The organism is Streptomyces sp. NPDC096013 (assembly GCF_044763565.1).
Classification (GTDB): domain Bacteria; phylum Actinomycetota; class Actinomycetes; order Streptomycetales; family Streptomycetaceae; genus Streptomyces.
Genome location: NZ_JBIWGK010000003.1, coordinates 652465 through 677876, shown reverse-complemented (window position 1 = coordinate 677876; position 25412 = coordinate 652465). Strand labels below are relative to the sequence as shown.

At 70.0% G+C, this 25412-nt stretch carries 28 protein-coding genes; 22 read left to right on the top strand and 6 right to left on the bottom strand.

The window, feature by feature from the left end:
- Positions 1-20: 20 nt before the first annotated feature.
- From ACIRB1_RS14565 to ACIRB1_RS14540, 6 genes are all read left to right on the top strand, one after another.
- On the top strand, positions 21-728 hold the full coding sequence (locus tag ACIRB1_RS14565; protein WP_352183116.1) for a hypothetical protein: 708 nt from the start codon (positions 21-23) through the stop codon (positions 726-728).
- Positions 725-1537, top strand: coding sequence for a hypothetical protein (locus ACIRB1_RS14560; protein ID WP_352183117.1), 813 nt, complete (start codon positions 725-727; stop codon positions 1535-1537). The genes ACIRB1_RS14565 and ACIRB1_RS14560 overlap by 4 nt, the downstream gene beginning before the upstream one ends.
- Complete coding sequence (locus ACIRB1_RS14555) at positions 1534-2403, top strand: hypothetical protein (RefSeq protein ID WP_352183118.1); 870 nt, start codon at positions 1534-1536, stop codon at positions 2401-2403. Before ACIRB1_RS14560 ends, ACIRB1_RS14555 begins: the two co-directional genes overlap by 4 nt.
- A gap of 206 nt (positions 2404-2609) precedes the next feature.
- Positions 2610-3185 carry an FABP family protein gene (locus ACIRB1_RS14550; protein WP_352183119.1) on the top strand — a complete coding sequence of 192 codons (576 nt, stop codon included), beginning with the start codon at positions 2610-2612 and terminating at the stop codon, positions 3183-3185.
- A 16-nt stretch (positions 3186-3201) separates the two neighbouring features.
- Positions 3202-3651, top strand: coding sequence for a transcriptional repressor (locus ACIRB1_RS14545; RefSeq protein ID WP_352183120.1), 450 nt, complete (start codon positions 3202-3204; stop codon positions 3649-3651).
- Between the two features lie 10 nt (positions 3652-3661).
- Positions 3662-4627 (top strand): YgfZ/GcvT domain-containing protein, encoded by a 966-nt coding sequence (locus ACIRB1_RS14540; RefSeq protein WP_403465739.1) that lies wholly within the window; start codon positions 3662-3664, stop codon positions 4625-4627.
- 7 nt (positions 4628-4634) lie between these two features.
- Here the strand turns inward: ACIRB1_RS14540 and dtd are convergent, their stop codons facing one another.
- Positions 4635-5060: a D-aminoacyl-tRNA deacylase gene (dtd, locus tag ACIRB1_RS14535; protein ID WP_403465738.1), complete on the bottom strand. Its 426-nt coding sequence runs from the start codon at positions 5058-5060 to the stop codon at positions 4635-4637.
- A gap of 160 nt (positions 5061-5220) precedes the next feature.
- Here dtd and ACIRB1_RS14530 point away from each other — a divergent pair, with 160 nt between their 5' ends.
- From ACIRB1_RS14530 to ACIRB1_RS14515, 4 genes are all read left to right on the top strand, one after another.
- Complete coding sequence (locus tag ACIRB1_RS14530) at positions 5221-5820, top strand: aerial mycelium formation protein (RefSeq protein WP_352183123.1); 600 nt, start codon at positions 5221-5223, stop codon at positions 5818-5820.
- A 44-nt stretch (positions 5821-5864) separates the two neighbouring features.
- On the top strand, positions 5865-6842 hold the full coding sequence (locus ACIRB1_RS14525; RefSeq protein WP_403465737.1) for an asparaginase: 978 nt from the start codon (positions 5865-5867) through the stop codon (positions 6840-6842).
- A 506-nt stretch (positions 6843-7348) separates the two neighbouring features.
- On the top strand, positions 7349-8614 hold the full coding sequence (locus tag ACIRB1_RS14520; protein ID WP_403465736.1) for a GNAT family N-acetyltransferase: 1266 nt from the start codon (positions 7349-7351) through the stop codon (positions 8612-8614).
- A 256-nt stretch (positions 8615-8870) separates the two neighbouring features.
- Positions 8871-9785 (top strand): winged helix-turn-helix domain-containing protein, encoded by a 915-nt coding sequence (locus ACIRB1_RS14515; protein ID WP_352183126.1) that lies wholly within the window; start codon positions 8871-8873, stop codon positions 9783-9785.
- Positions 9786-9800: 15 nt separating this feature from the next.
- On the opposite strand, the gene ACIRB1_RS14510 is transcribed toward ACIRB1_RS14515, so the two are convergent.
- Entirely contained in the window at positions 9801-9989 is a 189-nt protein-coding gene (locus ACIRB1_RS14510; RefSeq protein WP_352183127.1) for a hypothetical protein, read from the bottom strand.
- 166 nt (positions 9990-10155) lie between these two features.
- On the opposite strand from ACIRB1_RS14510, the gene ACIRB1_RS14505 reads away from it, so the two are divergent.
- The 3 genes from ACIRB1_RS14505 (at position 10156) to ACIRB1_RS14495 (ending at position 14284) form a co-directional block, all read left to right on the top strand.
- A complete protein-coding gene (locus tag ACIRB1_RS14505) occupies positions 10156-11034 on the top strand; it encodes a GntR family transcriptional regulator (protein ID WP_403465735.1) in 879 nt (292 codons plus the stop codon).
- Positions 11035-11060: 26 nt separating this feature from the next.
- Entirely contained in the window at positions 11061-11771 is a 711-nt protein-coding gene (locus tag ACIRB1_RS14500; RefSeq protein WP_403465734.1) for an HAD family hydrolase, read from the top strand.
- A 308-nt stretch (positions 11772-12079) separates the two neighbouring features.
- Positions 12080-14284 (top strand): aminoglycoside phosphotransferase family protein, encoded by a 2205-nt coding sequence (locus ACIRB1_RS14495; protein ID WP_403465733.1) that lies wholly within the window; start codon positions 12080-12082, stop codon positions 14282-14284.
- Here the strand turns inward: ACIRB1_RS14495 and ACIRB1_RS14490 are convergent.
- Positions 14281-15129: a nitroreductase/quinone reductase family protein gene (locus tag ACIRB1_RS14490; protein ID WP_403465732.1), complete on the bottom strand. Its 849-nt coding sequence runs from the start codon at positions 15127-15129 to the stop codon at positions 14281-14283. The genes ACIRB1_RS14495 and ACIRB1_RS14490 overlap by 4 nt on opposite strands.
- Before the next feature lie 215 nt (positions 15130-15344).
- Between ACIRB1_RS14490 and ACIRB1_RS14485 the strand changes: the two genes are divergently transcribed.
- The 9 genes from ACIRB1_RS14485 (at position 15345) to ACIRB1_RS14445 (ending at position 21043) form a co-directional block, all read left to right on the top strand.
- A complete protein-coding gene (locus tag ACIRB1_RS14485) occupies positions 15345-15968 on the top strand; it encodes an RraA family protein (protein ID WP_403465731.1) in 624 nt (207 codons plus the stop codon).
- Positions 15969-16111: 143 nt separating this feature from the next.
- Positions 16112-16600 (top strand): HAD domain-containing protein, encoded by a 489-nt coding sequence (locus tag ACIRB1_RS14480; RefSeq protein WP_403465730.1) that lies wholly within the window; start codon positions 16112-16114, stop codon positions 16598-16600.
- 52 nt (positions 16601-16652) lie between these two features.
- Positions 16653-17105 carry a GNAT family N-acetyltransferase gene (locus tag ACIRB1_RS14475; RefSeq protein ID WP_403465729.1) on the top strand — a complete coding sequence of 151 codons (453 nt, stop codon included), beginning with the start codon at positions 16653-16655 and terminating at the stop codon, positions 17103-17105.
- Positions 17106-17160: 55 nt separating this feature from the next.
- Entirely contained in the window at positions 17161-17598 is a 438-nt protein-coding gene (locus ACIRB1_RS14470; protein WP_403465728.1) for a hypothetical protein, read from the top strand.
- A gap of 468 nt (positions 17599-18066) precedes the next feature.
- Positions 18067-18675: a TetR/AcrR family transcriptional regulator gene (locus tag ACIRB1_RS14465; protein ID WP_403465727.1), complete on the top strand. Its 609-nt coding sequence runs from the start codon at positions 18067-18069 to the stop codon at positions 18673-18675.
- A 149-nt stretch (positions 18676-18824) separates the two neighbouring features.
- Positions 18825-19196: a VOC family protein gene (locus ACIRB1_RS14460; protein ID WP_403465726.1), complete on the top strand. Its 372-nt coding sequence runs from the start codon at positions 18825-18827 to the stop codon at positions 19194-19196.
- Between the two features lie 152 nt (positions 19197-19348).
- A complete protein-coding gene (locus ACIRB1_RS14455; RefSeq protein WP_403465725.1) occupies positions 19349-19861 on the top strand; it encodes a helix-turn-helix domain-containing protein in 513 nt (170 codons plus the stop codon).
- A gap of 58 nt (positions 19862-19919) precedes the next feature.
- The gene (locus tag ACIRB1_RS14450) at positions 19920-20576 is read left to right on the top strand and encodes a hypothetical protein (RefSeq protein WP_403465724.1); all 657 of its coding nucleotides are present in this window, start codon (positions 19920-19922) and stop codon (positions 20574-20576) included.
- 131 nt (positions 20577-20707) lie between these two features.
- On the top strand, positions 20708-21043 hold the full coding sequence (locus tag ACIRB1_RS14445; protein WP_352183333.1) for a DUF2516 family protein: 336 nt from the start codon (positions 20708-20710) through the stop codon (positions 21041-21043).
- 427 nt (positions 21044-21470) lie between these two features.
- On the opposite strand, the gene ACIRB1_RS14440 is transcribed toward ACIRB1_RS14445, so the two are convergent.
- The 3 genes from ACIRB1_RS14440 to ACIRB1_RS14430 form a co-directional block, all read right to left on the bottom strand.
- Positions 21471-22967 (bottom strand): PP2C family protein-serine/threonine phosphatase, encoded by a 1497-nt coding sequence (locus tag ACIRB1_RS14440; RefSeq protein ID WP_403465723.1) that lies wholly within the window; start codon positions 22965-22967, stop codon positions 21471-21473.
- Between the two features lie 282 nt (positions 22968-23249).
- Positions 23250-24353: an NlpC/P60 family protein gene (locus ACIRB1_RS14435; RefSeq protein ID WP_403465722.1), complete on the bottom strand. Its 1104-nt coding sequence runs from the start codon at positions 24351-24353 to the stop codon at positions 23250-23252.
- Between the two features lie 227 nt (positions 24354-24580).
- Entirely contained in the window at positions 24581-25393 is an 813-nt protein-coding gene (locus ACIRB1_RS14430) for a class I SAM-dependent methyltransferase (protein ID WP_403465721.1), read from the bottom strand.
- Between the last annotated feature and the right edge of the window lie 19 nt (positions 25394-25412).

Below are 25412 nucleotides of genomic sequence, written 5' to 3'. Positions count from 1 at the left end.
CCGAGGTACCTGAAGTACCCGTGGAAACACCTGAACACAGACCGCGCCGCCGCGGCCGCACCACCCTCCTGATCGCCGTCGCCGCCGTACTCGGGGTCGTCGCCGGTGCCTGCACGGGATTCCTCGTGCAGGCAGACCGCGCACCGGACGCGCTGCCCTCGCTCGCGCAGCCGACCCTGACGCAGGCGAAGGGCCCGGCGCCCGAGCCGCTGTCGGCCGCCCAGGACCGCAAGGTCAAGGTCGACGGCGACCTGCGCAAACTGCTGCTGAAGAGGCCCGCCGGGGCGCGGGCTGCCCTCTTCCCGCTGGGGAGCGACGGCTGGCTCGACCTGGCCGGCTACTCCGAGACGTACACGGAGCCGGACACCTCCTTCGCCTACCAGTACCGGGAGGAGTTCCGGCGCGCGGCCGTCACCAACTGGAGCGAGGGCTCACGCCAGGTGGACGTCGTCCTGGTGCAGTACCGCCAGGAGAACAGCCTCGGTGCCTCCGTCGCCACCACCGACGCCTTCTACTACGCGGGCCGTACCTCCCACACCGACAACTGGGCCGTCCCCGGCACCGGCGACGGTATGGCGTACGTCCACAATCCTTCGGACGGCGACTACAGCGCCGAGGCGCATGCCTGGCGCGGTGACATCGCCATGGAGATCTGGATCTACGACACGAAGCCGATCCCGAAGAAGAAGATCATGGATCTGGCCGAGCGGCAGATGGAGCGGCTGTGACCGAGAACCAGTTCGGTGAGGTCGGCCAGGTGGAGTTCGACGCGTCCACGGAACCGGTCGCACCCGAGACTCCGAAGAAACCCGCCCGCAGGGGTCGTATCGCCGCGGTCGTCGGCTGTGCCCTGCTCGCCGTCGCTGTCGTGGGCGGCGTCGGCTACACCGTCGTGACGGTGAACGGCGCCGACCGGGACGCGGGCGCCCCCACCTGGACGTTCCCGAAGTCCGCCGCGCAGGGCAAGGCGGCGCCGGCGAAGGGGCTCGGCGGCATGCTGAACCCGTACAACCTCGCCTACCAACGCGGCCCCGACATCGCGAAGTTCGGCGCCGACGCCCAGCTCACCGGCCGCCAGGCCACCGCCCTGCGCAAGCAGGAGGTCAGCGGCCTGCCCCGCTCCCAACGGCTCCTGCTGGAGAAGCAGATCGACGGGCAGCAGATCAAGGGCATCGCCATGCGCAGCTACGTCTACGCCGCGGCTCAGGAGACCAACGCCTACACCGTCGAGGTCCAGCTGGTCCGGATGGACGAGAAGGCGGCGCACACCCTCGCCACGTACGAGAACGGACTCCTGGACAGCACCACGGACGTGTTCCGCAAGGGACCGACGGTCCCGGGCCACAAGGACGCACGCTGCTTCCTGCCGAAGGCGTCGTCCGCCGAGAAACTCGACGAGATGCTCTGTTTCGCCAACATCGGCGACGTCCTCATCACCCTCGACGCCTCCGGCACCAAGTCCATGGACCGGAAGGGCATCGCGGCCTTCCTCCGCGAACAACTGGAACGCATCAAGACGACGGGGCAGGCGGTATGACCGACCAGCAACATTTCGCGGCGCCCTCGCCGGTGTCCGGGGTGCAGCACGAACACGAGCACGAGCACGAGCCAGAGCCCGTGTCCTCGGCTCCCGTGCGCAAGGACCGCCGCGTCCTGCGTGCCGCCCTGCGCTGGACCGCCGCCGTGGTGGTGTTCGCGGCGGCCGGGGCGGGGACGGCGTACGGCATCACGCAGCTGAAGCGGTCCGACGTACCCGGTCTCGCGACCGCCTCGGACGGCCGCTGGGACTACCCGGAGATCACCCGGCCGCCGCTGCCCTCCGGCAGCCCGGGGCCGTTCGCCGCGGACAACAAGGCGAACGCCCACTACGCGGATCAGCGGGCCCTGCTCCTGCCGGCGCCCAAGGGCGCCGAGGCCGACGCCTCGCTGCGCGGCACGGACGGCTGGCTGCCGACGAAGGCGTTCCTCGCGCAGTACGCCGATCCGGAGGACCGCAAGGACCTCGCCCAGAAGCTGACCGACGACGGCCTCCGGCACATCGCGGCCCGCGGCTGGACCGCGCCGGACGGCACGCACACCCGGATCTACCTGCTCCAGTTCGACACCTCGGCCGTGGCGGACACCCTGTTCTCGCCCGGCCTCATCTCGTATGACAGCCCCGTCTTCGCCCTGACCGGCGCCCCGGCCACGAGCTACGACGACGCCGTCTCGGACAAGATCCTCGCCAACCACGTCCGGGCCTCGGCGTACACCGAGAGCAAGCCCTACGGCGCCGAGGAGGTCCGCCAGGCCTACCTCTCGGCCGGCGACACCCTCGGGCTGATCGTGCAGTCCCGCAAGGGCGGCGCGAAGAAGGTCCCGTTCGAACAGACGGTCACCCTCCAGAGCCAGCTGCTCGGCTAGCCGCACCTCGCAGAGAGAGCCGGGGTCCAGCCGCGTAAGCTGGGCCCCGGCCCCGTGTACACGTACCGCTCGAGGAGCACCCGTGGAGATCTTCTTCGAAACCCTGCTGGTCCTGGTCTGCGTCGGCGTTCTCGCCTTCGCCGGGCTGAGCGTGAAGAAGCTGTACCAGGGCCAGCGCTGACCCCCACCGAGGAACTGCTGACGCCATGATCGAGATCCCGTCCGACCTCCACAAGGACCTGGTCCCCCTCGTCTTCCTGCTCGGCGAGTGGGCCGGCGCGGGCGTGCACGACTTCCCCGGCTCCGAGAAGTGCAACTTCGGCCAGGAGGTCTCCTTCACGCACGACGGCCGCGACTTCCTGGAGTACCACTCGCACACCTGGGTCCTGGACGGCGAGGGCAACAAGGTCCGCCCCCTGGAGACCGAGTCCGGCTTCTGGCGCATCGACGCCGACCGCAAGGTGGAAGTCACGATGACCAGGGACGACGGAGTCGTCGAGATCTGGTACGGCGACCTCGCCAAGCAGAAGCCCCAGATCGACCTGGTCACCGACGCCGTCGCCCGCACGGCCGCCTCCGGCCCGTACACCGGCGGCAAGCGCCTCTACGGCTACGTCAAGAGCGACCTCATGTGGGTCGGCGAGAAGCAGACCCCCGAGGTCGAACTCCGCCCCTACATGTCCGCCCACCTGAAGAAGGTCGTCACTCCGGAGGACGTCGAGCGCTGGGCGAAGGCCCTCCCGGACGACATGCCGGACGACGGGATCGCTTTCTTCAAGTAGTCCTAGACTCTGAGGTGTGGTGAGCACCGACTGGAAGAGTGACCTCAGGCAGCGCGGCTACCGGCTGACGCCGCAGCGGCAACTCGTGCTCGAAGCCGTGGACACCCTGGAGCACGCGACCCCCGACGACATCCTCATCGAGGTGAGGAAGACGGCGTCGGGGGTCAACATCTCGACCGTGTACAGAACCCTGGAGCTCCTGGAGGAGCTCCAGCTGGTCAGTCACGCGCATCTGGGGCACGGGGCGCCGACGTACCACCTCGCGGACCGGCACCATCACATCCACCTCGTCTGCCGTGACTGCACGAACGTCATCGAGGCCGATGTCGAGGTCGCCGCCGAGTTCCGGGCCAAGCTGCGGGACACGTTCGGTTTCGAGACCGACATGAAGCACTTCGCGATCTTCGGCAGGTGCCGGGACTGCTCCCTGAAGACGCCCACGAAGACTTCGACTACCGAGTCGTAGGCTTACCCGTATGAAGAGCCCCCTGTTGTCCCTGCCCGGCGCCGTCCCCGCCGAAGGAGTGGACGAAGGCGTCGCCGCCCACTACGGCGACCTGTTCCGTGAGCAGCGCACCCTCGCCGACGGCACCGGTTTCGTGGACCTCTCGCACCGCGGGGTCGTCGCCGTCACCGGGGACGACCGGCTGAGCTGGCTGCACCTCCTGCTCACCCAGCACGTCAGCGACCTCCCCACCGGCGTCGCCACCGAGGCGCTGATCCTCTCCGCGCACGGCCACATCGAGCACGCGCTGTACCTCGTGGACGACGGCACCACGGTCTGGATGCACACCGAACCGGACACCCAGGAGGCGCTGATCGCCTACCTGGAGTCGATGAAGTTCTTCTACCGCGTCGAAGTCACCGACCGCACCAGCGAGTTCGCGGTGGTGTACGTCCCCGCCGGGTCCATCGCCGAGGTCCCGGCCGGCACGGTCGTCCGCGAGACGCCGTACGGCCGCGATCTCTTCCTCCCGCGCGAGGACCTGGAGTCGTACGCCGAGAAGTCGGGTCCCCCGGCCGGCATCCTGGCCTACGAGGCGCTGCGCGTCGAGCACCACCGCCCCCGCCTCGGCTTCGAGACCGACCACCGCACGATCCCGCACGAGCTGGGCTGGATCGGCACGGCGGTGCATCTCCAGAAGGGCTGCTACCGAGGTCAGGAGACGGTCGCCCGCGTCCAGAACCTGGGCAAGCCGCCGCGCCGCCTCGTCTTCCTCCACCTCGACGGCAGCGAGGTCCATCTCCCGGGCCACGGCACGGAGTTGAGGCTCGCGGCGGAGGGCGCGGAGGGCCGGAAGATCGGCTTCATCACCACCTCCGTACGCCACCACGAACTGGGCCCGATCGCCCTGGCCCTGGTGAAGCGGAACGTTCCGCTGGACGCCCCGCTGCTGGCCGACAGCACGGCCGCCGCGCAGGAGGTCGTCGTAGCGCCCTGAGGGCTTCCTAGAGGTCCACGACCACGGTGAACGGGCCGTCGTTCGTGAGGGAGACGCGCATCTGGGCGCCGAAGCGGCCCGTCGCCACCGTGGCGCCCAGGGAGCGGAGTTGGGCGACGACCTCGTCGACGAGCGGCTCCGCGATGTCGCCGGGGGCGGCGGCGTTCCAGGTGGGGCGGCGGCCCTTGCGGGCGTCGCCGTAGAGCGTGAACTGGCTGATGACGAGCAGCGGGGCGTCGATGTCGCTGCACGACTTCTCGTCGTGGAGCATGCGGATCGACCAGAGTTTGCGGGCCAGTTGGGCCGCCTTCTCCTTGGTGTCGTCGTGCGTGACGCCGACGAGGACGCACAGCCCCTCGCCGTCGATCGCCCCGACGGTCTCGCCTTCCACGACGACGCTCGCGCCGTCCACCCGCTGCACCACTGCTCGCATGGGTCCCATGATGCCCTGCGGGCGGGGAGGGGCTGTAAGGGGCCGATTTTTGATCCTTAACCCCCCATCTGGGGCCGTTCGGGGGCACTCGGTCACATAGCGGCCACTTGGGGTGGCACGATGCTGTCCACACGCCGGTCGAGGGGACGGGTTGAGGCACATGAGCACACCGAGTACCGGGCAGCCCCCCGGGTCTGTCTCGCTGATCCGCGCGGGGGGACCGGCCGGGCGCCGTCCGCCCGTGCAGCGCGTCGACAGCCCGCTGCTGCCCGATCCGCGCGCGCCCGACCTGACCGTCCTGCGGCTCCCGGAACTGCGCGCACTCCGCCGTGACGCGCAGCGCGACGAGGCCGACCTGAGTTACGTCCGCCGGCTCCTCCAGGGCCGTATCGACATCCTCCGCGCCGAACTGGCCCGGCGGTCCCCGGCGGGCGCGGCCTCCGTCGTCGACCGGCTGTCGGAGATCCTCGCGGACGCCCCGGCCCGGCACCGTTCCTCCGCCCGGCATGTCACGCTCGGCACCCCGCACAGCGAGGAGTACCGGCTGCTCGCCGCCGAGATGCTGGCCGAGGTCGAACTGTCCGACCTGGAGGCCCGTACCGACCTCGAACTGACCACCGCGATGGGTCGTCTCGTCCGGTACGAACAGCAGGTGTCCCGGCGCCGTCAGGTCCTCCAGCACACGGCTGACGGCTGTAGCGCGGAGATCGCGCGCAGGTACCGTGAGGGAGAGGCACAGGTGGACGACCTGCTGACGTGAGGGGCTGACGTGAGGGGTTCCGTGTGACAGTCGACCCGTATGACATGTCCTCTACGTCGGCGTCGGCGTCGGCGTCCGTGCCGGGGCCGGGGCCGGTGCCGGTGTTGGCGGAGGTGGTCCGGTCCGGCTTCGTGGAGAGCCGGCACCGGGGCAGCCTGGTGATTCTCGCGGCGGACGGCTCCGTGGAACGGGCCCTGGGTGACGTGACGACCCCCGTCTTCCCCCGCTCCTCCAACAAACCGATGCAGGCGGCGGGCGTACTGCGCGCGGGCCTCGACCTGTCCGGCGAACGCCTCGCCATCGCCGCGGCGAGCCACTCCGGTGAACTCTTCCACCGTGATCTCGTACGCCGACTTCTCGCCGAACACGGCCTGGACGCAGGGCAGTTGCAGTGCCCGCCGGATCTTCCGCTGGACCCTGTCGAGCAGGAGACGTATCTGGCGTCGGGTGCCGTGCGCGACCGGATCGCCATGAACTGCTCCGGCAAGCATGCGGCGATGCTGGCGGCGTCCGCGCTGCGGGGCTGGTCGTTGTCGTCGTATCTGGATCCGGATCACCCGCTACAGAAACTTATCCACAGGGTTGTGGAAGAAATGTCGGGGGAGCGGGTGGCGGCCGTGGGCACGGATGGCTGCGGCGCCCCGCTGATGGCGATCACACTGACCGGGCTTGCCCGCGCGTACCGCTCGTTCGTCCTGGCGGACCCCGGTTCGCCGGAGCGGCGGGTCGCGGACGCGATGCGGGCCCACCCCGAGTACGTCGCCGGGAGCCGTCGTCCCGATACGGCCTTGATGCGTGCCGTGCCCGGGGTGCTGTCGAAGATGGGGGCGGAGGGGGTGCAGGCGGTGGCTCTGGCGGACGGGCGGGCGTTGGCGTTCAAGGTGGAGGACGGGGCGGGGCGGGTGTTGGGGGCGGTGTTGGGGCGGGCGTTGGGTGCGATGGGTGTACCGGCGGAGGCGCTCGGGAGGTCGGTGGTGCTGGGCGGGGGGCGCGAGGTGGGCGAGATCCGGGCGGTGTTCTAGGGGGGGGCCACTCGCTTCTTGGCCAGTGTCGGGCTTCCGCGGCCCGAGTAAAGGGCGCTCCCTGCGGTCGCGTCGGCTGCGCCGATTCCGCTGCGCTCCACCCTTGACTCGGTCCGCTCCAGCCCGTTTGAGAAGCGAGCGAGTGACCCGGAGGAATGGGTGGCCCAGGTGTCTACGCCCCTGCCTGTACTGGCTTGCCAGCCGGTGTGAGGGGTGCGCGCTCGCGTCTCGCCAGCACGCCGCGTCGGCTCAGCGGCTGTCCGCCGGTGAGTGGTCCCAAGAAGCTGGGTACAAATCTAACCATTCTTGTGGTGGGTGAGCGGTTAGATTTGCAGCCAGCCTTTTTAGAGCCCCGCCTTCAGCCGGGTTGGCGCTCATCACGCACTCATCACCACACCACTCAGCCCACCGGCAACTTCTCGGCTCAGGCTCGCACTCGTCAGGCCGCCCGGCGGGGGCGAGGAAAATCCCGGCAGCCCCCGCCCACCCCGACCTACCGTGAATCCATGACCCGCCCCGACCAGACCCTCGCTGTCCGTCCCATCACCCAGCCCGAGATCCCGGACTGGATCCGCGCCCTGAACACCGGCTTCCTCCGCACCCCGGACGTCGGTGAGGAAGAGATCGCCGACCGCAGCACCTACATCGACCCGTCCCGCACCCTGGGCGCATTCGACGACGGCCGCTGCGTAGCCACCTTCCGTTCCTTCCCGCAGGAACTCACCGCGGTAGGCGGCACTCCCGTCCCCGCAGACGCCATCTCGAACGTCACCGTTACCTCCACCCACCGCCGCCGAGGCCTCCTGACCCGCATGATGTCCCAGGACCTGGCGGCCGCGAAGGAACGTGGCGACGTGGTGGCCACCCTGATCGCGGCCGAGTACCGGATCTACGGCCGCTACGGCTTCGGTCCCGCCACCAGTGCGACGAAGTGGCAGATCGACGTCACCAGGGCGGGCCTGGACCCCCGCTGGTCCGCCCCGGAGAACGGCGGGCGTATCGACCTGGTGGACGGCGCGGACGTACGCAAGCTCGGTCCCGAGCTGCACGAACAGCTCCGCCGCAGCCAGCCCGGTGTGATCAACCGCGACGACCGCTGGTGGCAGGTCGCCACCGGTGCCCTGCGCCTGACCCGTTCCCCGGAGTGGACGGAGCGGTTCTACGCCGTGTACCGGTCGGCGGAGGGTGAGGTGGAGGGCCTGGCCGCGTACGTCTGCGACGACACGTGGACGGATGCCAAGCAGCCGATGGACACGGCCACGGTGAAGGGGCTGATCGCGACCACCCCGGCCGCCGAGCGCGCCCTGTGGCACCACATCTGCTCCATCGACTGGGTGACCAAGGTGACGTCGGACTGGCGGGCTCCCGACGACCTGCTTCCCCTCCTTCTGCCTGACCCGCGCGCGGCCACGATCACGACCCAGGCGGACTGGCTGTGGGTGCGGGTCCTGGATGTCGTACGGGCCATGGAGGCGCGGTCGTACGAGGGGGAGGGCGCGTTGGTGTTCGAGGTGCTCGACGGTGCCGGGCTGGCCGGTGGGCGCTACCGGCTGGAGGCGTCGGCGGCGCAGGGGGCCTCCTGCACGCCGACCGCTGAGAGCGCCGAACTCATCCTGGATATAAGGGAGTTGGGGGCGCTGTGGCTCGGGGACGAGTCTGCCGTGCGGCTCGCGGCGTTGGGGCGGGTCCGGGAAGAACGAGCGGGCGCCGCCCGTGTGGCCGACGCCCTGCTGCGTACGTCCAGGCGGCCATGGTGCCCGGACATCTTCTGAACCTGAACGACCCTTCCGCTGCCGCCCCTTGATGGACTGGAACCACTGGGTGTACTGGACTCATCCGTAGCTGTTCAGTTGTGGTTGTCCTGCGGTGGTACCGGCTGACCGGGCTCTCGGCTCCCCTCCAGGAGAGAGACCCGGTCGGCCAAGTTGGCTAAGTTGGCGACCAACTCACTTCTAGTTATCTCCGATTGGAAGCGGCTCATAACCACCTTTCCCTGAACTGCCGAAAGATGGCGGGAAGTTGTAGTGTTTGGTCGTGGACCCGGAACACGCCACCGTCAGTGGACGGTCGAGGTCACCACGGCCACAGTGGTCACACCGCGAGCTGGCCGACGAGCTGCGCACCCGGATCAGGTCCGGTGTACTGCGGCCCGGCCAGCGCATGCCCACCCAGGCGAGGCTGGCGGACGAGTTCGGCGTCGAGCGCGGGGCCGTACGACAGGCACTGCGCATCCTTCAGTCCGAGCGTCTGCTCACCAATGTGACCAAGGGCAGCCCGGCGACCGTCGCTCCCGACCTCAGCGCGGCCCTGACCGGGCCCGGAGCCCCGCCGCAGCCCACGATGGTGGGCCTCGCGCCGCGCATCGCGGAGGCCTTCGCGCAGCCGCACGTGGAGATCGAGGCCCTGTGTCTGACGGCCGTCTCGCTCACCCTCGCCATCGGCGAACCGCTGCGTCAGATCCACGCCGGACGACTGAAACCGGCCAAGGTCGACGTCCGAGTGCTGCTGCCGAGCAGTGACATCGAACTCGCCTTCCCCTCCCGGGTGGACGCCCCCGCCGACGGCCGGCTGCAACAGCGCTGGCTCGCCCAACGCAACGCCCAGGGGCAGGTGTTGAAGCACAACCTGCTCGCGCTGCGCGCGACGCACGGCATCGATGTGCACATCACGTTCCGCGCGCTCCCCTTCACCCCACCGGTGAAGCTGTACCTGCTCAACGGCTCGGAGGCACTGTTCGCCTACTACACGCTGTCCCAGCGGGAGGCGGAGATCGGTCACGAGCAGGTGGAGATGTACGACGCGGAGGGCACCCAGTCGATGCTGTTCGCCTTCGACCAGGGTGCGGGACTGCGGGACACGACCTTCGTGGAACAGTCGCATCTGTGGTTCAACGCGCTGTGGGAGACGATCAGTTCGGAGCTGACACTCACGCCCCCGAGCTGACCGCCTCCGGGTGACTCACAGAGCCGGTCCGGTGACCAGAAGGGCCAGGACGACGGCCCCGATGGAGCTGATGGCCGGGCTCTTGGCCTTGATACCGACGGTGAGCAGTAGCAGGCCGATGATTCCGGTGGCGCCGTACTTCCACTGGACGATCTGCTCGAAGCCGACGACGAAGACGGCGGAGAGGAGGGCGATGGCAGGCACGGTGGTTCCCCCTTCGGGCTGCGGAAGCAAAACTTCCACCAACTTGAAGCAACTCTGAGAAGTTGGCAGCCAACTCTGCTTAAGTTGTTCCCGATTGGTACCTACTCACACCTACTTACAATCAGGTTCCAAACAACTCCCCTTAGATGGGGCAGAGTTATACCGTTTGGTAGTGACCCAGGAGAACGTGGCAGTGAACGGCAGCAGAAGCTTCTCGCCCCAGGAGATCGCCGACGCCCTACGCGACCGCATCCGCACCGGCGACCTCAAGGCCGGCGACCGCCTGCCCACCCAAGCCGACCTGGCAGAGGAGTTCGGGGTCGAACGAGGCGCCGTACGCCAGGCGTTGAAGCTCCTCCAGGAGGCGGGCCTGCTGACGAACGTCAGCAAGGGGAGTCCGCCGCGGATCGCGGAGCGTAGCCCCGTGGCGGGCGAGCCGCAGCCGACCATGGTGGCCCTCGCGCCCCGGCTGTCCGAGGCGTTCACGGCAACCCGGGTCCGGCTCGACGCCGCCTGCCTGACCGCCGAGAGCCTGATGCTGGCCGTGGGGGAGTCGGTCCGGCTGATCCACGAGGGTCGCGTCCGCCCCAAGTCGATCGACGTCCGTGTCCTGCTTCCCTCCCGGAAGATCGCCCTGGCCTTCCCGGTGCCGGTCGACGGCCGCGGCGAGGACGACCCGGTCCACCAGCGCTGGCTGATGATGCGCAACGCCCAGGCCCAGGTTCTCCAGCACAACCTGCTCGCCCTGCGCGCCACCCACGGCATCGACGTCCACGTCACTTTCCGCGCCCTCCCCTTCACCCCCCCGATCAAGCTCTACCTCCTCAACGGCGAGGAGGCGCTGCTCGGTTACTACGTCCTCGACGAACGCGAGGAGGAGTACAACAGCCAGACCCTGGAGATGTACGACACCCTCGGCTCCCGGTCGGTCCTCTTCTCCTTCCTGCGCAATGCCGGTGAACGGGACGCCGCGTTCGTGGAGCAATCCCAGCTGTGGTTCGACGCCCTCTGGGAAACCATCACGACGGACCTGACACTCTCCTAGTGACTTCTGATGCGACGCAGACCGGAATGGCGAAAGCAGGGGCGGACAAGGTGCGTGAACTGATCACGAACGCCCGTTTCGTGCTCTTCGACTTCGACGGGCCGATCTGCCAACTCTTCGCGGGGCACTCGGCCGACGACGTGGCGAAGGATCTGGTGGGCTGGCTGGAGGCCCATGGTCTCCGCGCGCTGCTGACAGACCGGGAGCGGAAGCACCCGGACCCGCATGTCGTCCTCAAAGCGGTCAACGAACGCCATCCGCGCAGCGATCTGGTGGCCGAACTGGAAGAGAGACTCACCCAGCAGGAACTCAAAGCGGTCGGCTCCGCTCAACCCACCGCGTACGCAGACCCGTTGATCCGTACGTGGCGTGCCGTGGGCTGTCGGCTCGCCGTGGCGACCAACAACTCGCCCCGCACGGTGAAGGACTACCTCGGCGGCCGCGACCTGCTCGACTGCTTCGACACGCATGTCTACGGCCGCACCAGCGACCTCGATCTGATGAAGCCGAACCCCGACTGCCTGAACCGCGCCCTGCGCGCGATGGGCGGCGCACCCGCCGACTCCCTGATGATCGGCGACACCCCGGCCGACTGCGAGGCGGCGGCGCGGGCCGGAGTTCCGTTCCTGGGCTACGCGCGTAACGAGGAGAAGGAAACGTTGCTGCGAGAGGCCGGCGCCGGGGCCGTCGTCGGCTCTCTGGAACCGATCCTGCAACAGCTCCGGGGGAATGGGTGACGTCCGGCAGCCGGGATCGACGTCTCATCAGGCGGGAGCGACGTCTTAACAACAGTGCAACCGGACTGTGCGTCCAGTGGTCCAGGGGGTCGGATAGCATGCGGCCACCCGGTGAGCAACCGCTCCCGATCGTGCGTATGGATGGGCGAACAAGCCAACCGACATTCGCATCCGAACGACCTCACGCAGAAGAGTGGCAAACCACCCGTTGTCGCCACTTGAGCGGCACTCTGGTCGTGCGGAGTACAACTCGCGATTAACGTCTTGCGTACCCTTCCACGTCCTGTGCGAACAACCCGGAGCGGCCAGTGGGCGCACCATCCGTTCCCCGTCCTCCTCACCTCGACGGGGAACGCGCCACGAAAGACCTGCCGGACGCCGTCTCCACGGCGTTCCTGCAGCACGCCACCCGGCAGGGCCGCGCGATTCACGGTTACCACAACCAGAACTACGTCCTGCGGCTGACGGAGTCCATGGCCGAGCGGGTCGGCCGGGCGCCCGGGACGGCGGTCACCGTGCGGATCCGGCGCCGCGAGGCGCTGCCCGTGGTCATCAGGACCTGGGCGAAGGAGTCGGAGATCCTCGGCGCCCTCGGTGCCGTGCTGCCGAACACGCCCGAGTGCCTCTTCGAGGGCGACGGCTTCGCCCTCCACAGCTATGTGGAAGGAGAGCCGCTCTCCGCCACCTGCGGTCCGGGCGAGGCCGTGGACCCCCTGCGGATCCAGCAGCTGGCCGGACTGCTCGCCCGCATGGCCCAGGTGCGCCGGGAGTCCCTGCCGCGGCTGCCGGCTGACTGGCCGCGCAACGACAAGGACAGCCAGGGCTTCCTGCGCACGCTGGTGCGGCTCACCGACGAACAGATCAGGCGGCCCAACTGGTCAGACTTCGGCGGCCTGTTCGCCGCCCTGGGCATCCCGGACGACACGCTGGAGCGGCTCGCGGAGCGGGTGCCGGTGATGGCGAGACGGCCGTACAGCCTGCTCCACACGGATCTGCACCGCGACAACCTGATCGTGACGCACGGCGGGACACCACCCCTCATCTGCGTCGACTGGGAACTCGCCACCTACGGCGACCCCCTGCACGACCTCGCCACCCATCTGGTCCGCATGCGCTACCCGGCCCACCAGTGGGGCGACGTCGTCGACGCCTGGGCGGACGCCATGCGCGCCGTCCGGCCGGCCGCCGTCAACGGACTCGCCAAGGACCTGCGGCACTACGTCGATTTCGAACGCGCGCAGTCCGTCTACCCCGACGTGATGCGGGCGGCGAAGTCGCTGGAGGAGAAGTTCGACCAAGGGCGCCTGCGCGAGGCGACCGCGTCGGTGCGTGCGGCGCTGAAGTCGGCGGCCGGGCCGCTGCGGCTGCGCACGGTGCCGGACGACGCCGAGATCGAACGGGTGCTGTACCGCTGGCAGGACTCCCGGCGCCACACCGCGAGCGGCGGCCGGCCGGTCGTCGGCACGGGCTGGACGCCCGCCGATGGTGTCCCAGAGCGTGGTGAGTTCCCTTTTCGGGCGGTGAGTGACGCCCTCGTCGCCGAGGGCGCGGCACCGGGCCGCCTGGTCTTCAAGGGCACGGCCCACCTCAACTCCGTGGTCCGCGTGCGGGTGAAGGACCACGACCGGCTGGTCGTCGTACGGCGGATGGCCGCGCGCCTGTGCCGCCGCGAACAGAGCTTCCTCGAGGAGCACAAGGTGCTCCGGGCCATCGAGCAGGCGCCGGTGGAAGTCGCCGCGCCCCGCATCCTCGCGCTGGGCACCAGCTATCAGGGCGAAAAGTTCGCCATCCACACGTACGAAGGGCCCAAGGACACGGGCCGACTGCCCGACCACCCCGTGCACGGCCTGCGGCCGAACGAGGCGGACGGGCTCGTCGACCAGCTCTGCGCCCTCACCGAGGTCGACTACCGGCCGATCGCCCCGGCCATCGGGGAGGGACGTTTCTACGCCTGGCTGAGCGAGCAACTCGCCGAACTGGTCGGCGACCTGCCGCACGAGTCCAAGCGCGCGGCCCGGCTGCTGGGCCTGCCGGACGCGGGCCGGCTGCACGAGATGCTCTCCCGCCACCAGGTGACCGAGCGTCAACCCGCCTTGCTGCACGGCGACTTGAACCCCTGGAACCTGGTGCGCCGCGCCGACGCCCACGCGCTCACTCTCATCGACTGGGAAATGGCGGTGGTCGGCGACCCGCTCTACGACCTCGTCCGGCACATGCACCTCACCCCGACCCAGCCGGAGATCCGCAAACGCATGTTCCGCCGCTGGTCGAACACCCTCGGCGAGGTCTACACCAAGGGCTGGGAGGAGGACTGGCACGTCTACCGCTCCCTGGAGATCATCCGCTCCGCCTACATCGACCTCGACCGCCTGGTTACCGGCGTGAATCTCGACGCCCCCAACGTCCGCAGAGCGGTCGACTCCTACGACGTCACCCTCGCCGTGGCCACCGGCTGCCTGGGGTTGCCGGCCAGCCGGATGGCCACGCCGCATCTGACGCGGGCGCTGGGTTAGGCGTCGAACAGAGGAATCAACTCCTGTTCCTCATAGTCGAGATGGGCCTCCAGTGCGGCCGTCAGGCGGTTTGCCTCGGTGCGGGTCTTCGCCGGGTCCGTGGGGGTCGCGAGGGTCTCGCGCAGGGCGTCCACCAGGGCCGCGATCTGCTCGTGCTCCTCGCGGAGGCGGGTCAGGGCCGCTGCGGAGCCGGGGTGGCGTTCGGCGATGAGGGGGAAGAGGACGGTGTCCTCGCCGGCGTGGTGGTTGTGGAGGCCCTGGCAGAACGTGAGGCAGTTGACGCGGAGTTGGGCGCCCAGAGTGGAGAACTCGGTACCGGCGTCTGCTGTCTTGTTCAACTCGCCGCGTATCAGCGCGAGTTCGTGGCGGAATGCGTCGTGCACCACCTTGATGGCCTCGCCGAAGGAGGCCGCGTTGATGGTGCCGGGGCCGCCCTGCGCCAGGCTGTGCAGGGCCACGACCGGGATGATCCGTTCGGTCTTCTCCTGGTACGCCGCCCAGCCCGGGTCCGCCTCCACGGCGCGGGCGAAGACCTCGTCGCGCTCCTCGCCGGTGAGGACGACGGCTCGCGCCTCGTAGGTGAAGACACCGCTCTCGACGGTGACTTGGGGGTGGGCGACGAGGTTGCGGAACCAGTCCGGATGCCGGTCGGAACCGGCCGCCGAGGCGATGACCAGGACCCGGTCGCCGTCGGGGAGATAGCCGACGGGGGTGGTGTGGGGGGCGCCGGTGCGGGCGCCGGTGGTGGTGAGGAGGAGGAGCCGGGCACCTTCGAAGTACCCGGTCATACGGCCCTTGTTGGCGCGGAACTCGTCGATGATCGGCTGGTTGAGGTCATGGGGCATCGGGTGGTGGACTCTTCTCTCTGTCGTTGCTGGTCCGGAGGCGTGGAGAGGGCGCGACGAACGCGCTGATGTGGCTACTCGACGTGTCTCTACGGGACGCACGACAGACGGCGGGCCTCTGGCCCACCAGGGCCTCACTCGGAGGCCGGGTACCCGACTCGCTCACGGCACAAGGCCGACCCGGCAGTCATGAGGGTGACGGTAGCGTCCGGCGTATGACTGAGGCCAGCGAATTCCAGGACGTCCCCACGACCACCCTCGCCGATCTGCTGGGCCACGCGCAGGTGCTGGACCTCGGCATCCGGTCGCTGTGGGCCCCGGCACCCCGCCTCGCCGGACCGGCGTTCACCGTGCGCTGCCCTCCGGGCGACAACCTCATGCTGCACGCCGCGATCTACCGCGCCGAGCCCGGTTCGGTCGTCGTCGTGGAGTCCGGAGACGTGGAGTACGCCCTCGCCGGCGGCAATGTGTGCGCGGTGGCGCAGCGGCGCGGGATCGCCGGGTTCGTCGTCGACGGGGTGATCCGGGACGTGGGGGAGGTACGGGAGGCGGGGTTTCCCGTGTTCGGGCGGGGCGTCGTACCGATCCCGGGGGTCAAGAAGGCCGTACTCCCGTTGAACGAGCGGGTGCGGTGCGGGGGAGTCGCCGTCGATCCCAGGGATGTCGTGGTGGCCGACGAGGACGGGGTCGTGGTCGTGCCGGGCGGGCGCCGGGCGGAGGTGCTCGCCGGGGCGCGGGAGCGGTTGGCCAAGGAGGCGGCGGAGGGTCTCGACGCGTGGGAGGCGGCGCACCGGGCTCGGGTTGACGAGCTGTTGCGGGCGGGCGGGTTCCAGGGGTGACCCGGGGTGGGGGAGCGGGTGCTCGGCTCGGGAGGAGAGGGCGAGGAACGGCTGATGTGCGTGGCGTGGAACGGCCGATGCGCGTGGCGTGGAACGGCTGATGTGCGTGGCGTGGAACGGCGATGTGCTCGATCCTGGTCGCGATGCTTCTCTTTCTCGATGTCGACGGGACGTTGCTCCCTTTCGGTGCGTCGCGGCCGTACCCGGCGTACGAGCCGCGCTTCGCGCCGCCGGTCGCCGGTGCCCCGCCCCTGCTGACCCGCGTCGACCCCGCGCTCGGGGCCCGGCTCACCGCGCTGGGGTGCGAACTCGTGTGGGCCACGACGTGGATGGACGACGCGAACGTGTGCCTCGCGCCCTGGCTCGGACTGCCCCAACTCCCCCTGGTCGACTGGCCCGACCCGGCCGAGGACAACGCGCCCGGCGGCCTGCACTGGAAGACCCGGCCGCTGGTCGCCTGGGCCGCCGCGCGCCCCTTCCTCTGGGTGGACGACGAGATCGGCGACACCGACCGTGCCTGGGTCACCGCCCACCACCCCGAACGCGCCCTCCTGCACCGCGTCGACCATCGACAGGGGATCACGCGCGCGGACTTCGAGGCCATGGAGGCTTGGCTGGCGGTCAACAGGTAGATGGTCGGCGGTAGTTGAGGATCAATGGTCGGGATCTGCGGTCGGGGTGGGCATGGCTGACTGGGTGATACGGGACGCTTCGGCGGGGGACGTCGAGGCGATCGCGGAGTTGCGGGCCGCGGTGTTGCGCGGCGATCTGGAGCGGGTCGGGCGGTATGACGCGCGGCGGGTCCGGCAGCGGTTGCGGGACGGGTTCGTGGCGGGGCACACCTGGGTGATCGAGGTGGGCGGGGAGTTCACCGGGTGCGTGGCGCTGCGGGCGGACGCGGAGGGGCGTTGCCACTGGCTGGAGCATTTCTATCTGGATGCCCGGTTTCAGGGGGCCGGCATCGGGTCCGGGGTGCTGGGGGAGCTGCTGGAGCGGTGTGACCGTGACGGTGTCCGGGTCGTACGGCTGAACGTGTTGCGGGGGAGTCCGGCCCGGCGGCTGTACGAGCGGTTCGGGTTCGTCGTCGAGGCCGAGGACGCGGTGGATGTGTTCATGGTGCGGGAGGCGGGCGGCTGACCTGTGGCTTCGGGTGCCGCCGTGACATTCGTGGGGGCTGTGTCGTCGTACGGGTATGAACACAGGAATCCGGTACGTCAGCCTCGGGCTGCTGGCCGTGGTCAGTCTGTACACAGGGCTGTGGGCCTACTTCTCGCCGTCGGGCTGGTACGCGAACTTCCCCGGGCTCGGGCTGAAGTGGCTGCCCCCACTGGGCCCCTACAACGAGCACCTCGTCAAGGACGCGGGGTCCATGTTCCTCGCGCTGTCCTGCCTGACGATCATCGCGTTGCGGCAGGTGCGGAACACCCGGCTGGTGCAGACGACGGGGGCGGTCTGGCTGGTCTTCAACGTGCCGCACTTCAGCTATCACGTTCAGCATCTCGACATGTACGGCACGCGCGACCAGGTCCTGAACGCCGTGTCCCTGTCCTTGCTGACGCTGCTGTCGGCGGTGCTGCTGGTCCCGATCCCGGCGTCGGCGCGTTCCGAGCGGGAGGGCGACGAGCGATGAGGTGGCGGCGGCGGACGGTACCGAGTGTCGACCTCGTCTCGGGTGTCGACTTCGTCTCGGGTGGCGCGGGGCGGTCTGTCGTCGGTCAGCGGCGTCAGTCGACCCGCGTCGGTCAGCTCGTGCCGGTGAGGTCGAGTTCGGGTGAGCCCGTAGCTGACGCCGGGCAACAGCAGGACCTGTCCCTGGGCGTGCCCGGTCAGGCTGATCCCGAGGGCCTTGACCCGCTCGGGCACGGGCGCGGGAGCGGGAGCGGCTCCAGGCGGAGGGGGTCGGCGGCTCGCCGTTCTCGTGGAAGCGGACGGTGCGCAGGGGGTCCGGCGCGGAAAGGGGGTGCCGACGCGGAATCTGGTGCGGAATCGGACGCGGTCACGTGGTCTCCTCCGGGCCAATCGGAACGCGTTCCGTCGTCTGGCCCGGGGTCTAGGCTGACCCCATGACCGTCCCAACCGGAACGCGATCCGTTCAGAGATGACCGCCGACCCGCCCCCGGCTGCCTCCCCGCAGCCGCGCGCCGACGCCGTGCGCAACCGGGAGAGCGTGCTCGCGGCGGCCACCCGCGCCTACGCCGCCTCCGACACCGAGCCGTCGATGCGCGAGATCGCCCGGCAGGCGGGCGTCGGCATCGCCACGGTCTACCGTCACTTCCCGACCCGGGAAGCGCTCGTCGATGCCGTGTACCAGGACCAGGTCGTCCGACTCACGGCCGGGGCACGGGAGTTGCTCGACTGTCACCCGCCCGCACGGGCACTGCGGCTGTGGATGGACCTGTTCGGGGAGTGGGTCGCCACCAAGCACGGCATGACCGACACCCTGCTCGCCATGGTCGACGCCGGCGCGATCTCCCTCGCGCACACCCGCCAGGAACTCCTGGCGGCCATCGCCACGATCCTCGAAGCCGGCGCCGCCGCCGGTGACGTCCGTGCCGATGTCCGCCCCGAGGACGTCTCCGCCGGCATCCTCGCCATGCTCGCCGTAGCCCCCCGCTCCGGAGACCCCGACCAGCCCCGGCGCCTCCTCGACCTCCTGATGGACGGCCTCAGGCCGCACCGGGATGCCGTCGACGAATACACCCGCTGACACGGATGGTGCAGTCACTGACGGAGCAGCGTCTCGTTGCCGACCTTTTCCGGCGGGGTCGGACCGAGCTGCGCGGGTGTCCTGTCCCAGATAGGAAGCCGCCTCTAGGGTGTTCATCGCGGAATCACACCGGTCGGCCCGGAGGCCCCATGTCCCTGCGGATGAAGCTGGTTGCGATAACGCTCGACTGCCCTGATCCGCTGGCCTTGGCGGCGTTCTATCAGCAGGCCACCGGCCTTGAACTGCATCCGAAGTCGGATGCCGACTTCGCGGGCCTCAACGGTGAGCACGGACTCTTGATCGGTTTCCAACGGGTCGACGGCTACCGGGCTCCGAGCTGGCCCGACCAGATCGTTCCCCAGCAGCTTCACATCTGCTTCAAGGTCGATGAGGACTTGACCGTGGCCGAGGCCCGGCTGCTGGAGTTGGGTGCGGGCAAGCCGGATCACCAGCCGCATGGGGACAAGGCGCGGGTCCTCACCGATCCGGTCGGGCATCCCTTCTGCATCAGCATGCGCTGATCGGCCCCCTTCCTACAGAAGAGCGGGACCGCCTACACGTCGCAGAGACAGGACAACTTCGTAGGACTCCCACAGAGCAGGCCCGAGTGGCACGGCACACTTTTGCAAGCGGGTGCTTGCAATAGTTAGCGGGGGTGGGGCAAGGTGGAGTCATGGCAACGCTCAACGTCGGCAATCTCGGCGAGTATCTGCGTGAGCAGCGGCGCACCGCGCAGCTGTCTCTGCGGCAGCTCGCCGATGCCGCCGGGGTGTCGAATCCGTATCTGAGCCAGATCGAGCGCGGGCTGCGCAAGCCGAGCGCGGAGGTGTTGCAGCAGGTCGCCAAGGCGCTGCGGATCTCCGCCGAGACGCTGTACGTGCGGGCCGGCATCCTCGATGCCGAGCGGGACCGGGACGAGGTCGAGACGCGTGCCGTCCTCCTCGCCGATCCCACGCTCACCGAACGGCAGAAGCAAGTGCTGCTTCAGATCTACGAGTCCTTCCGCAAGGAGAACGGGTTCGAGATCGCCGACGGGGGCGACGGCCTGGACCCCGTTCCAGACCTCGGTCTCGGTGTGGCCGACGGCAGCGGTGCCGAACCGCCGGAGCGGACGGCGAGACGGGACGACAGCGGTGTCGGCGGCGGCGGTGGAGACCACACCGGGCCGCAGGAGACCGCCGGTTGACCCGCGGACGTACTTCACACAAAACCCTCAGCTGATAGCGACCGGGAGGTCCATCACCATGGCCATCACCGATGACCTGCGCAAGACCCTGAGCGACCCCACCCCCCTCTACTTCGCCGCCGGCACCGCCGACCTCGCCCTCCAGCAGGCCAAGAAGGTTCCCGGCCTGGTCGAGCAGTTGCGGGCCGAGGCGCCGGCCCGGATCGACGCCGTGCGCGGCACCGACCCGAAGGCCGTGCAGGAGAAGGCCGCCGCCCGTGCCAAGGAGGCCGGTGCCAAGGCCAAGGAGGCGCAGGAGACGTTCCAGACCAAGGTCAACGAGTTCATCACCAGCCTCGACGGTGACTTCAAGAAGCTCAGCAGCACCCTCGACGCCGACCTGAAGAAGTTCGGCGAGTCCGCCCAGGACTTCGCGCTGCGCGGGGTCGGCGTCGCCGCCGAGTACGCCGTCAAGGCGCGCGAGGCGTACGAGAAGGTCGCCGAGCACGGCGAGCAGGCCGTGAAGACCTGGCGCGGCGAGGCGGCCGACGGGATCGAGGAGCTGGCCGTCGCGGTCGAGCCCGACCCCGCGCCCGTCGTGACGCCGGTGGCCGAGCCCGTCGTGGTGAAGGCCGAGACCCCGGCCCCGGCCGCCCCGGCGAAGAAGCCCGCCGCGAAGAAGGCCCCGGCCCGCAAGACCACCACCGCGAAGAAGACCACGCCGCCCGCCAAGTGACACGTACGGGTGATCGGTAACGGGTCGGGCACTCCTTGAGTGCCCGGCCCGTTCTTCGGGTAGCGGGAATCCGGTTGCCGGTACGGTGACCGGACAGGAACTGGCCGAGTCGGGTGGTGGACGTAGTGCTGATGCAGGGCTTCGCAGGGTTCATGTGGCTGTTGAGTGTCGCCCTGATCGTTTTCAGCGGCTTCGCGCTCGTCGACGCGGCCACGCGTCGTGAGGACGCCTATCGCGCGGCGGACAAGAAGACCAAGCCGTTCTGGCTGATCATCCTGGGGCTCGCCTTCGTGGTGAACCTCATCTTCAACATCCTGTCGTTCCTGCCGATCATCGGCCTCGTCGCGACCATCGTGTACATGGTCGACGTCCGCCCGGCCCTCCGCGGCCTCCCCGGCGGCGGCCGCAGCCGCAGAGGCGGCTCCAGCAGCGACGGCCCGTACGGCCCGTACAACGGCGGCCGCTGAAGCCGTAGGCGGTCCCTACGCCGACCGCTCGCCGAGCCCTACGGCGGCTCCACGCCGACCCCTCGCAGAGCCCTACGGCGGCCCCGGCACCAACCGCTCGCTTCAGCCGTACGGCGGCTCCTACGCCGACCGCTCGCTTGAGCCTTACGGCGGCCCCCACACCGACCGCGCTTCAGCCCTACGGCGGCACCGGCACTGACCGCTCGCTTCAGCCCTACGGCGGACCCGCACCAACCGCTCGCTTCAGCCGTACAGCGGCTCCTACGCCGACCCCTCGCCGAGCCCTACGGCGGCCCCCACACCGACCGCGCTTCAGCGATACGGCGGCACCTGCACCGACAGCTCCCGTCAGCCGTACGGCGGCCCCGCACCGACCGCTCCCGTCAGCCGTACGACGCGCCCCCCACACCGACCCCCCGCCCCGAAGCTACGGCGTCCGCTCCAGCATCAGCACCGCCACGTCGTCTGTCAGCTCGCCGCCGTTGAGGTCGCGGACCTCGTTGACCGCGGCCCGGAGCAGTTCCTCGCCCCGCAGGCCCTCGGCGAGTTGGCGGCGGACCATGGCCACCATGCCCTCCTGGCCGAGCCGTTCACGGCGGCCCTCACCGACCCGGCCCTCGATCAGGCCGTCGGTGTAGAGCATCAGACTCCACTCCGCGCCCAGTTCGACCTGCATCCGGGGCCAGCGGGCACCGGGCAGCAGGCCGAGAGCGGGGCCGTTGTTGTCGAAGGGGAGAAGTTCCGCGGGGCGGCCGGGGCGGGCGAGCAGCGGGGACGGGTGGCCGGCCAGGCAGAGGCCCGCGCGGCGGCCGTCGGGAGCGATGTCGACCGTGCAGAGCGTCGCGAAGATCTCGTCGTCGGAGCGCTCGTGCTCCAGGACCTGCTGAAGCGTGCCGAGCAACTGGTCGCCGCAGAGGCCCGCCAGGGTCAGCGCGCGCCAGGCGATGCGGAGTTCGACGCCGAGCGCGGCCTCGTCGGGGCCGTGGCCGCAGACGTCGCCGATCATCGCGTGCACGGTCCCGTCGGGGGTGCGCACGGTGTCGTAGAAGTCGCCGCCGAGCAGCGCGCGGGAGCGGCCGGGGCGGTAGCGGGCGGCGAAGCGGAGCGGGGAGCCCTCCAGGAGGGGGGTGGGCAGCAGGCCGCGTTCGAGGCGGGCGTTCTCCTGGGCGCGCAGCTTGGACTCGGTGAGCTTGCGCTCCGCGCGGTCCGAGCGCTTGCGCTCCACGGCGTAGCGGATGGCGCGGCTGAGCAGCCGCCCGTCGAGTTCGTCGCGGAAGAGGTAGTCCTGGGCGCCCACGCGGACCGCCTCGGCGCCGCGCTCGGTGTCGCCGGACGCGGTGAGGGCGAGGACGGCGTGGTGCGGGGCGAGCCGCAGTACGTGCTTGAGTACGGCGAGCTCGTCGTCGGTGCCGTCCGCCGCGCGGGCCGGGGCGGGCAGCGCGAGGTCGAGCAGGATGCAGTGCACGTCGTCGGTGAGCAGCCGCTCGGCCTCGGTGAGGTTGCGGGCGGTGCGGACCCGGATCGGTTTGCCGGTCGGGTCGAGCAGCTCGGGCACGACCGGCGAGCCGCCGGGGTCGTCCTCGATCATCAGGAGGGTGAGGTGGCCGGCGGGGGCGGCGTGGGCGGGGGAGTGGGCAGCGCGGGGCGCGGCCTCGGCCTGGTCGGCCCTCTCGCCGTTCTCGGCGCCGTCGGCCGTGTTCTCGTCGGTCGTGTCCTGCGGGCGCGGGGCGTCCACGTCTCCGGAAACGGGTCCGGACACGGTCGTGGAGCTGCCGCCTGAGCTGCCGCCGGGGCTGCCGTCGGAGCTGTCGCCGGTGATGTCTCCGGAGCGGTCTCCGAAGGGTCCGTCGATCGCGGGCTCGGCCGGCGCCTGACCACTTTCCGCGGCCGGGATCGCTCTCTGCCGCGGTATGGGTGCGGGCATCGTCCTGGTTCCTTCCCTCCCCCCGAGGGCACGGTGGGGCGAGGGACCTCGACCCACCGACGGGGACCATAGCGGTAGTGGGCGCAGTAAAGGAATGGTGTGAGACAGGTCGCCTGGCAGGCGGCCACTGTCATATGCCGTGTTCCGTACGGGAGTTGGGCGAGGCGGCTCTTACCCTGGGATGACGAAGGTCACGCCGGGCGGGGGTTTGGCGCGGGCGGTGCGTGCGCTGGGTCACGTGGCCGGGGTCACCGGCAGGCCTACGCCCGTTGACGGGACGTATCACGCATCCGGGCGTACAACACCCAATATCGGCATGGAGCCCGCCCCCGCGACCGTCACTGTCCGCCCCGGTCGCGGGGCGTGGATGATCGCGCCGTCGCCGATGTACAGGGCGACATGACTGGCGTCGGCGAAGTAGATGATGAGGTCGCCGGGGCGCATGTCCTTCACGGCGACGTGCGGGAGCTGCTTCCACTGCTCCTGCGAGGTGCGCGGGATCGGGTGGCCCGCGCTCGCCCAGGCCTGCGAGGTCAGCCCCGAGCAGTCGTACGTCGACGGGCCCTCGGCGCCCCATTCGTACGGCTTGCCGAGCTGGGCCGTCGCGTAGGCCACCGCGGCCTTGCCCGGCGAGGTCGCCTTGCCGGTGGCGTCCTTGAGCGCGCCGGAGTCGAGCCAGGCGGTCTGCGCCTTCAGGGCGGCCTGCTGCTCCAGCTTGGCCAGCCGCTCCTTCTCCTGCTTCTCCAACTGGGACTCGAGCTTCTCGGCCGCCGCGATCTGGGTCGTGATCTTCTTCGTGGCGGCGGCCTTGGCCTGGCGGTTCTTCTCCAACTGCTGCCACTGCGCGGACGCGTCGGCGGTGTACTGCTTCAAGTCCTGCTGGGTGCGGGTCAGTTCGGAGATCAGGCCCTTGGTGGCGCGCTGGCCTTGGAGCACCCGGCCCGTACCGTCCAGGAACGCCTGCGGGTTGTCGCTCAGCAGCAGCTGCGCCTCGTCCGGGATGCCGCCCGTGCGGTACTGGGAGCGGGCCGCGGCGCCGGCACGGTCCTTCAACTCGTCCAGTTTCTCCTGGCCCTTGACGATCTTCTTGGCCAGCTCGACGATCTCCGCGGACTGCTTCTTCGTCTGCTCCTCGGCCGCGTTGTAGGCGTCGGTGGCGACGGAGGCGGCGTGATAGAGGGCGTCGAGCTTGGTGCGTACGGCCTCAAGGTCCTTGTTGCTCACGGGCGTTGCGGACGCGGACGGGGTCGCCGAGGGGGTCGGGGTGGGTGCCGGGCTCGCGAACGCGGTGCCGGGTGCCGCGAGTACGGTGACCGCGCAGACGACCGCCACGGCCGTGGTGATCAGGGCCCGCCTGCCCGTGCCCCTGTCCGTCCCCGTGCTCATCCCCTGCCCCCACATCCACGTCAGCCGTCTGTGACCGCAATCTGATTGCCCGTCAGTAACTTACGGACGCCTGGGGGATCGTGCCATGTCCCTACAGAAAACGACAGAGGTAGTACTTCCCGTACTTCTCTCCTTTCCTTCCAGGTCATGCCCGGTGACGATCTCCCCGCTCGTGTGACGTCCGGCCGCAGGGGATCGTTCCCCACGCGCCCCACCCGCAACCGGATTCACCCGCGTGGCGCCAACGCCCCCCAGGACACGGTCACTTCGCCCTGCCGCCAGCGCACCGGTCCGTCCGTCACCGGCCAGTCCGCGGTGAGGTCCCGTACCGCGCGGATCCAGCGCTGGCGGGCGCCGTAGGAGGCGTAGGGGGAGGCGGCGGCCCAGGCGCGGTCGAAGTCGCGGAGGAAGGCATGTACCGGTTCGCCGGGGACGTTGCGGTGGATGAGGGCCTTGGGCAGGCGTTCGGCGAGGTCGGAGGGCCGTTCCAGGGAGCCGAGGCGCGCGGCGAAGGTGACCGTGCGGGGTCCCTCAGGACCCAGCGCGACCCATACGTGCCGCCGCCCGATCTCGTCGCAGGTCCCCTCGACGAGGAGCCCGCCCCGGGAGCCCGCTGACGCCGGCGCGAGCCGTCCGCACAGGTGCGCCCACACCTCGGCGACCTGTGCCTCGTCGTACTGCCGCAGGACGTTCGCCGCGCGGATCAGGGACGGGCGCTGCGCGAGCGGGATCTCGAACCCGCCGTGCCGGAAGGTGAGGCCGTCGCGCTCGTAGGGTTTCGCCGCGGCGACCCGTGCGGGGTCGATCTCGATGCCGACCACATGGGTCCGCGGGGCGACGGTCCGCAGACGCGCCAGCAGTTCTACGGCGGTCCAGGGCGCGGCGCCGTATCCGAGGTCCACCGCGACGGGGGCGGCGGTCCGGCGCAGCTCGGCGCCGTGCGTGGCCGCGATCCAGCGGTCCATGCGGCGCAGGCGGTTGGGATTGGTGGTGCCGCGCGTCGCCGTACCGATGGGGCGGGTCGCTGCGCGGGCTTTCATGGGTACGAGGGTATGCGGC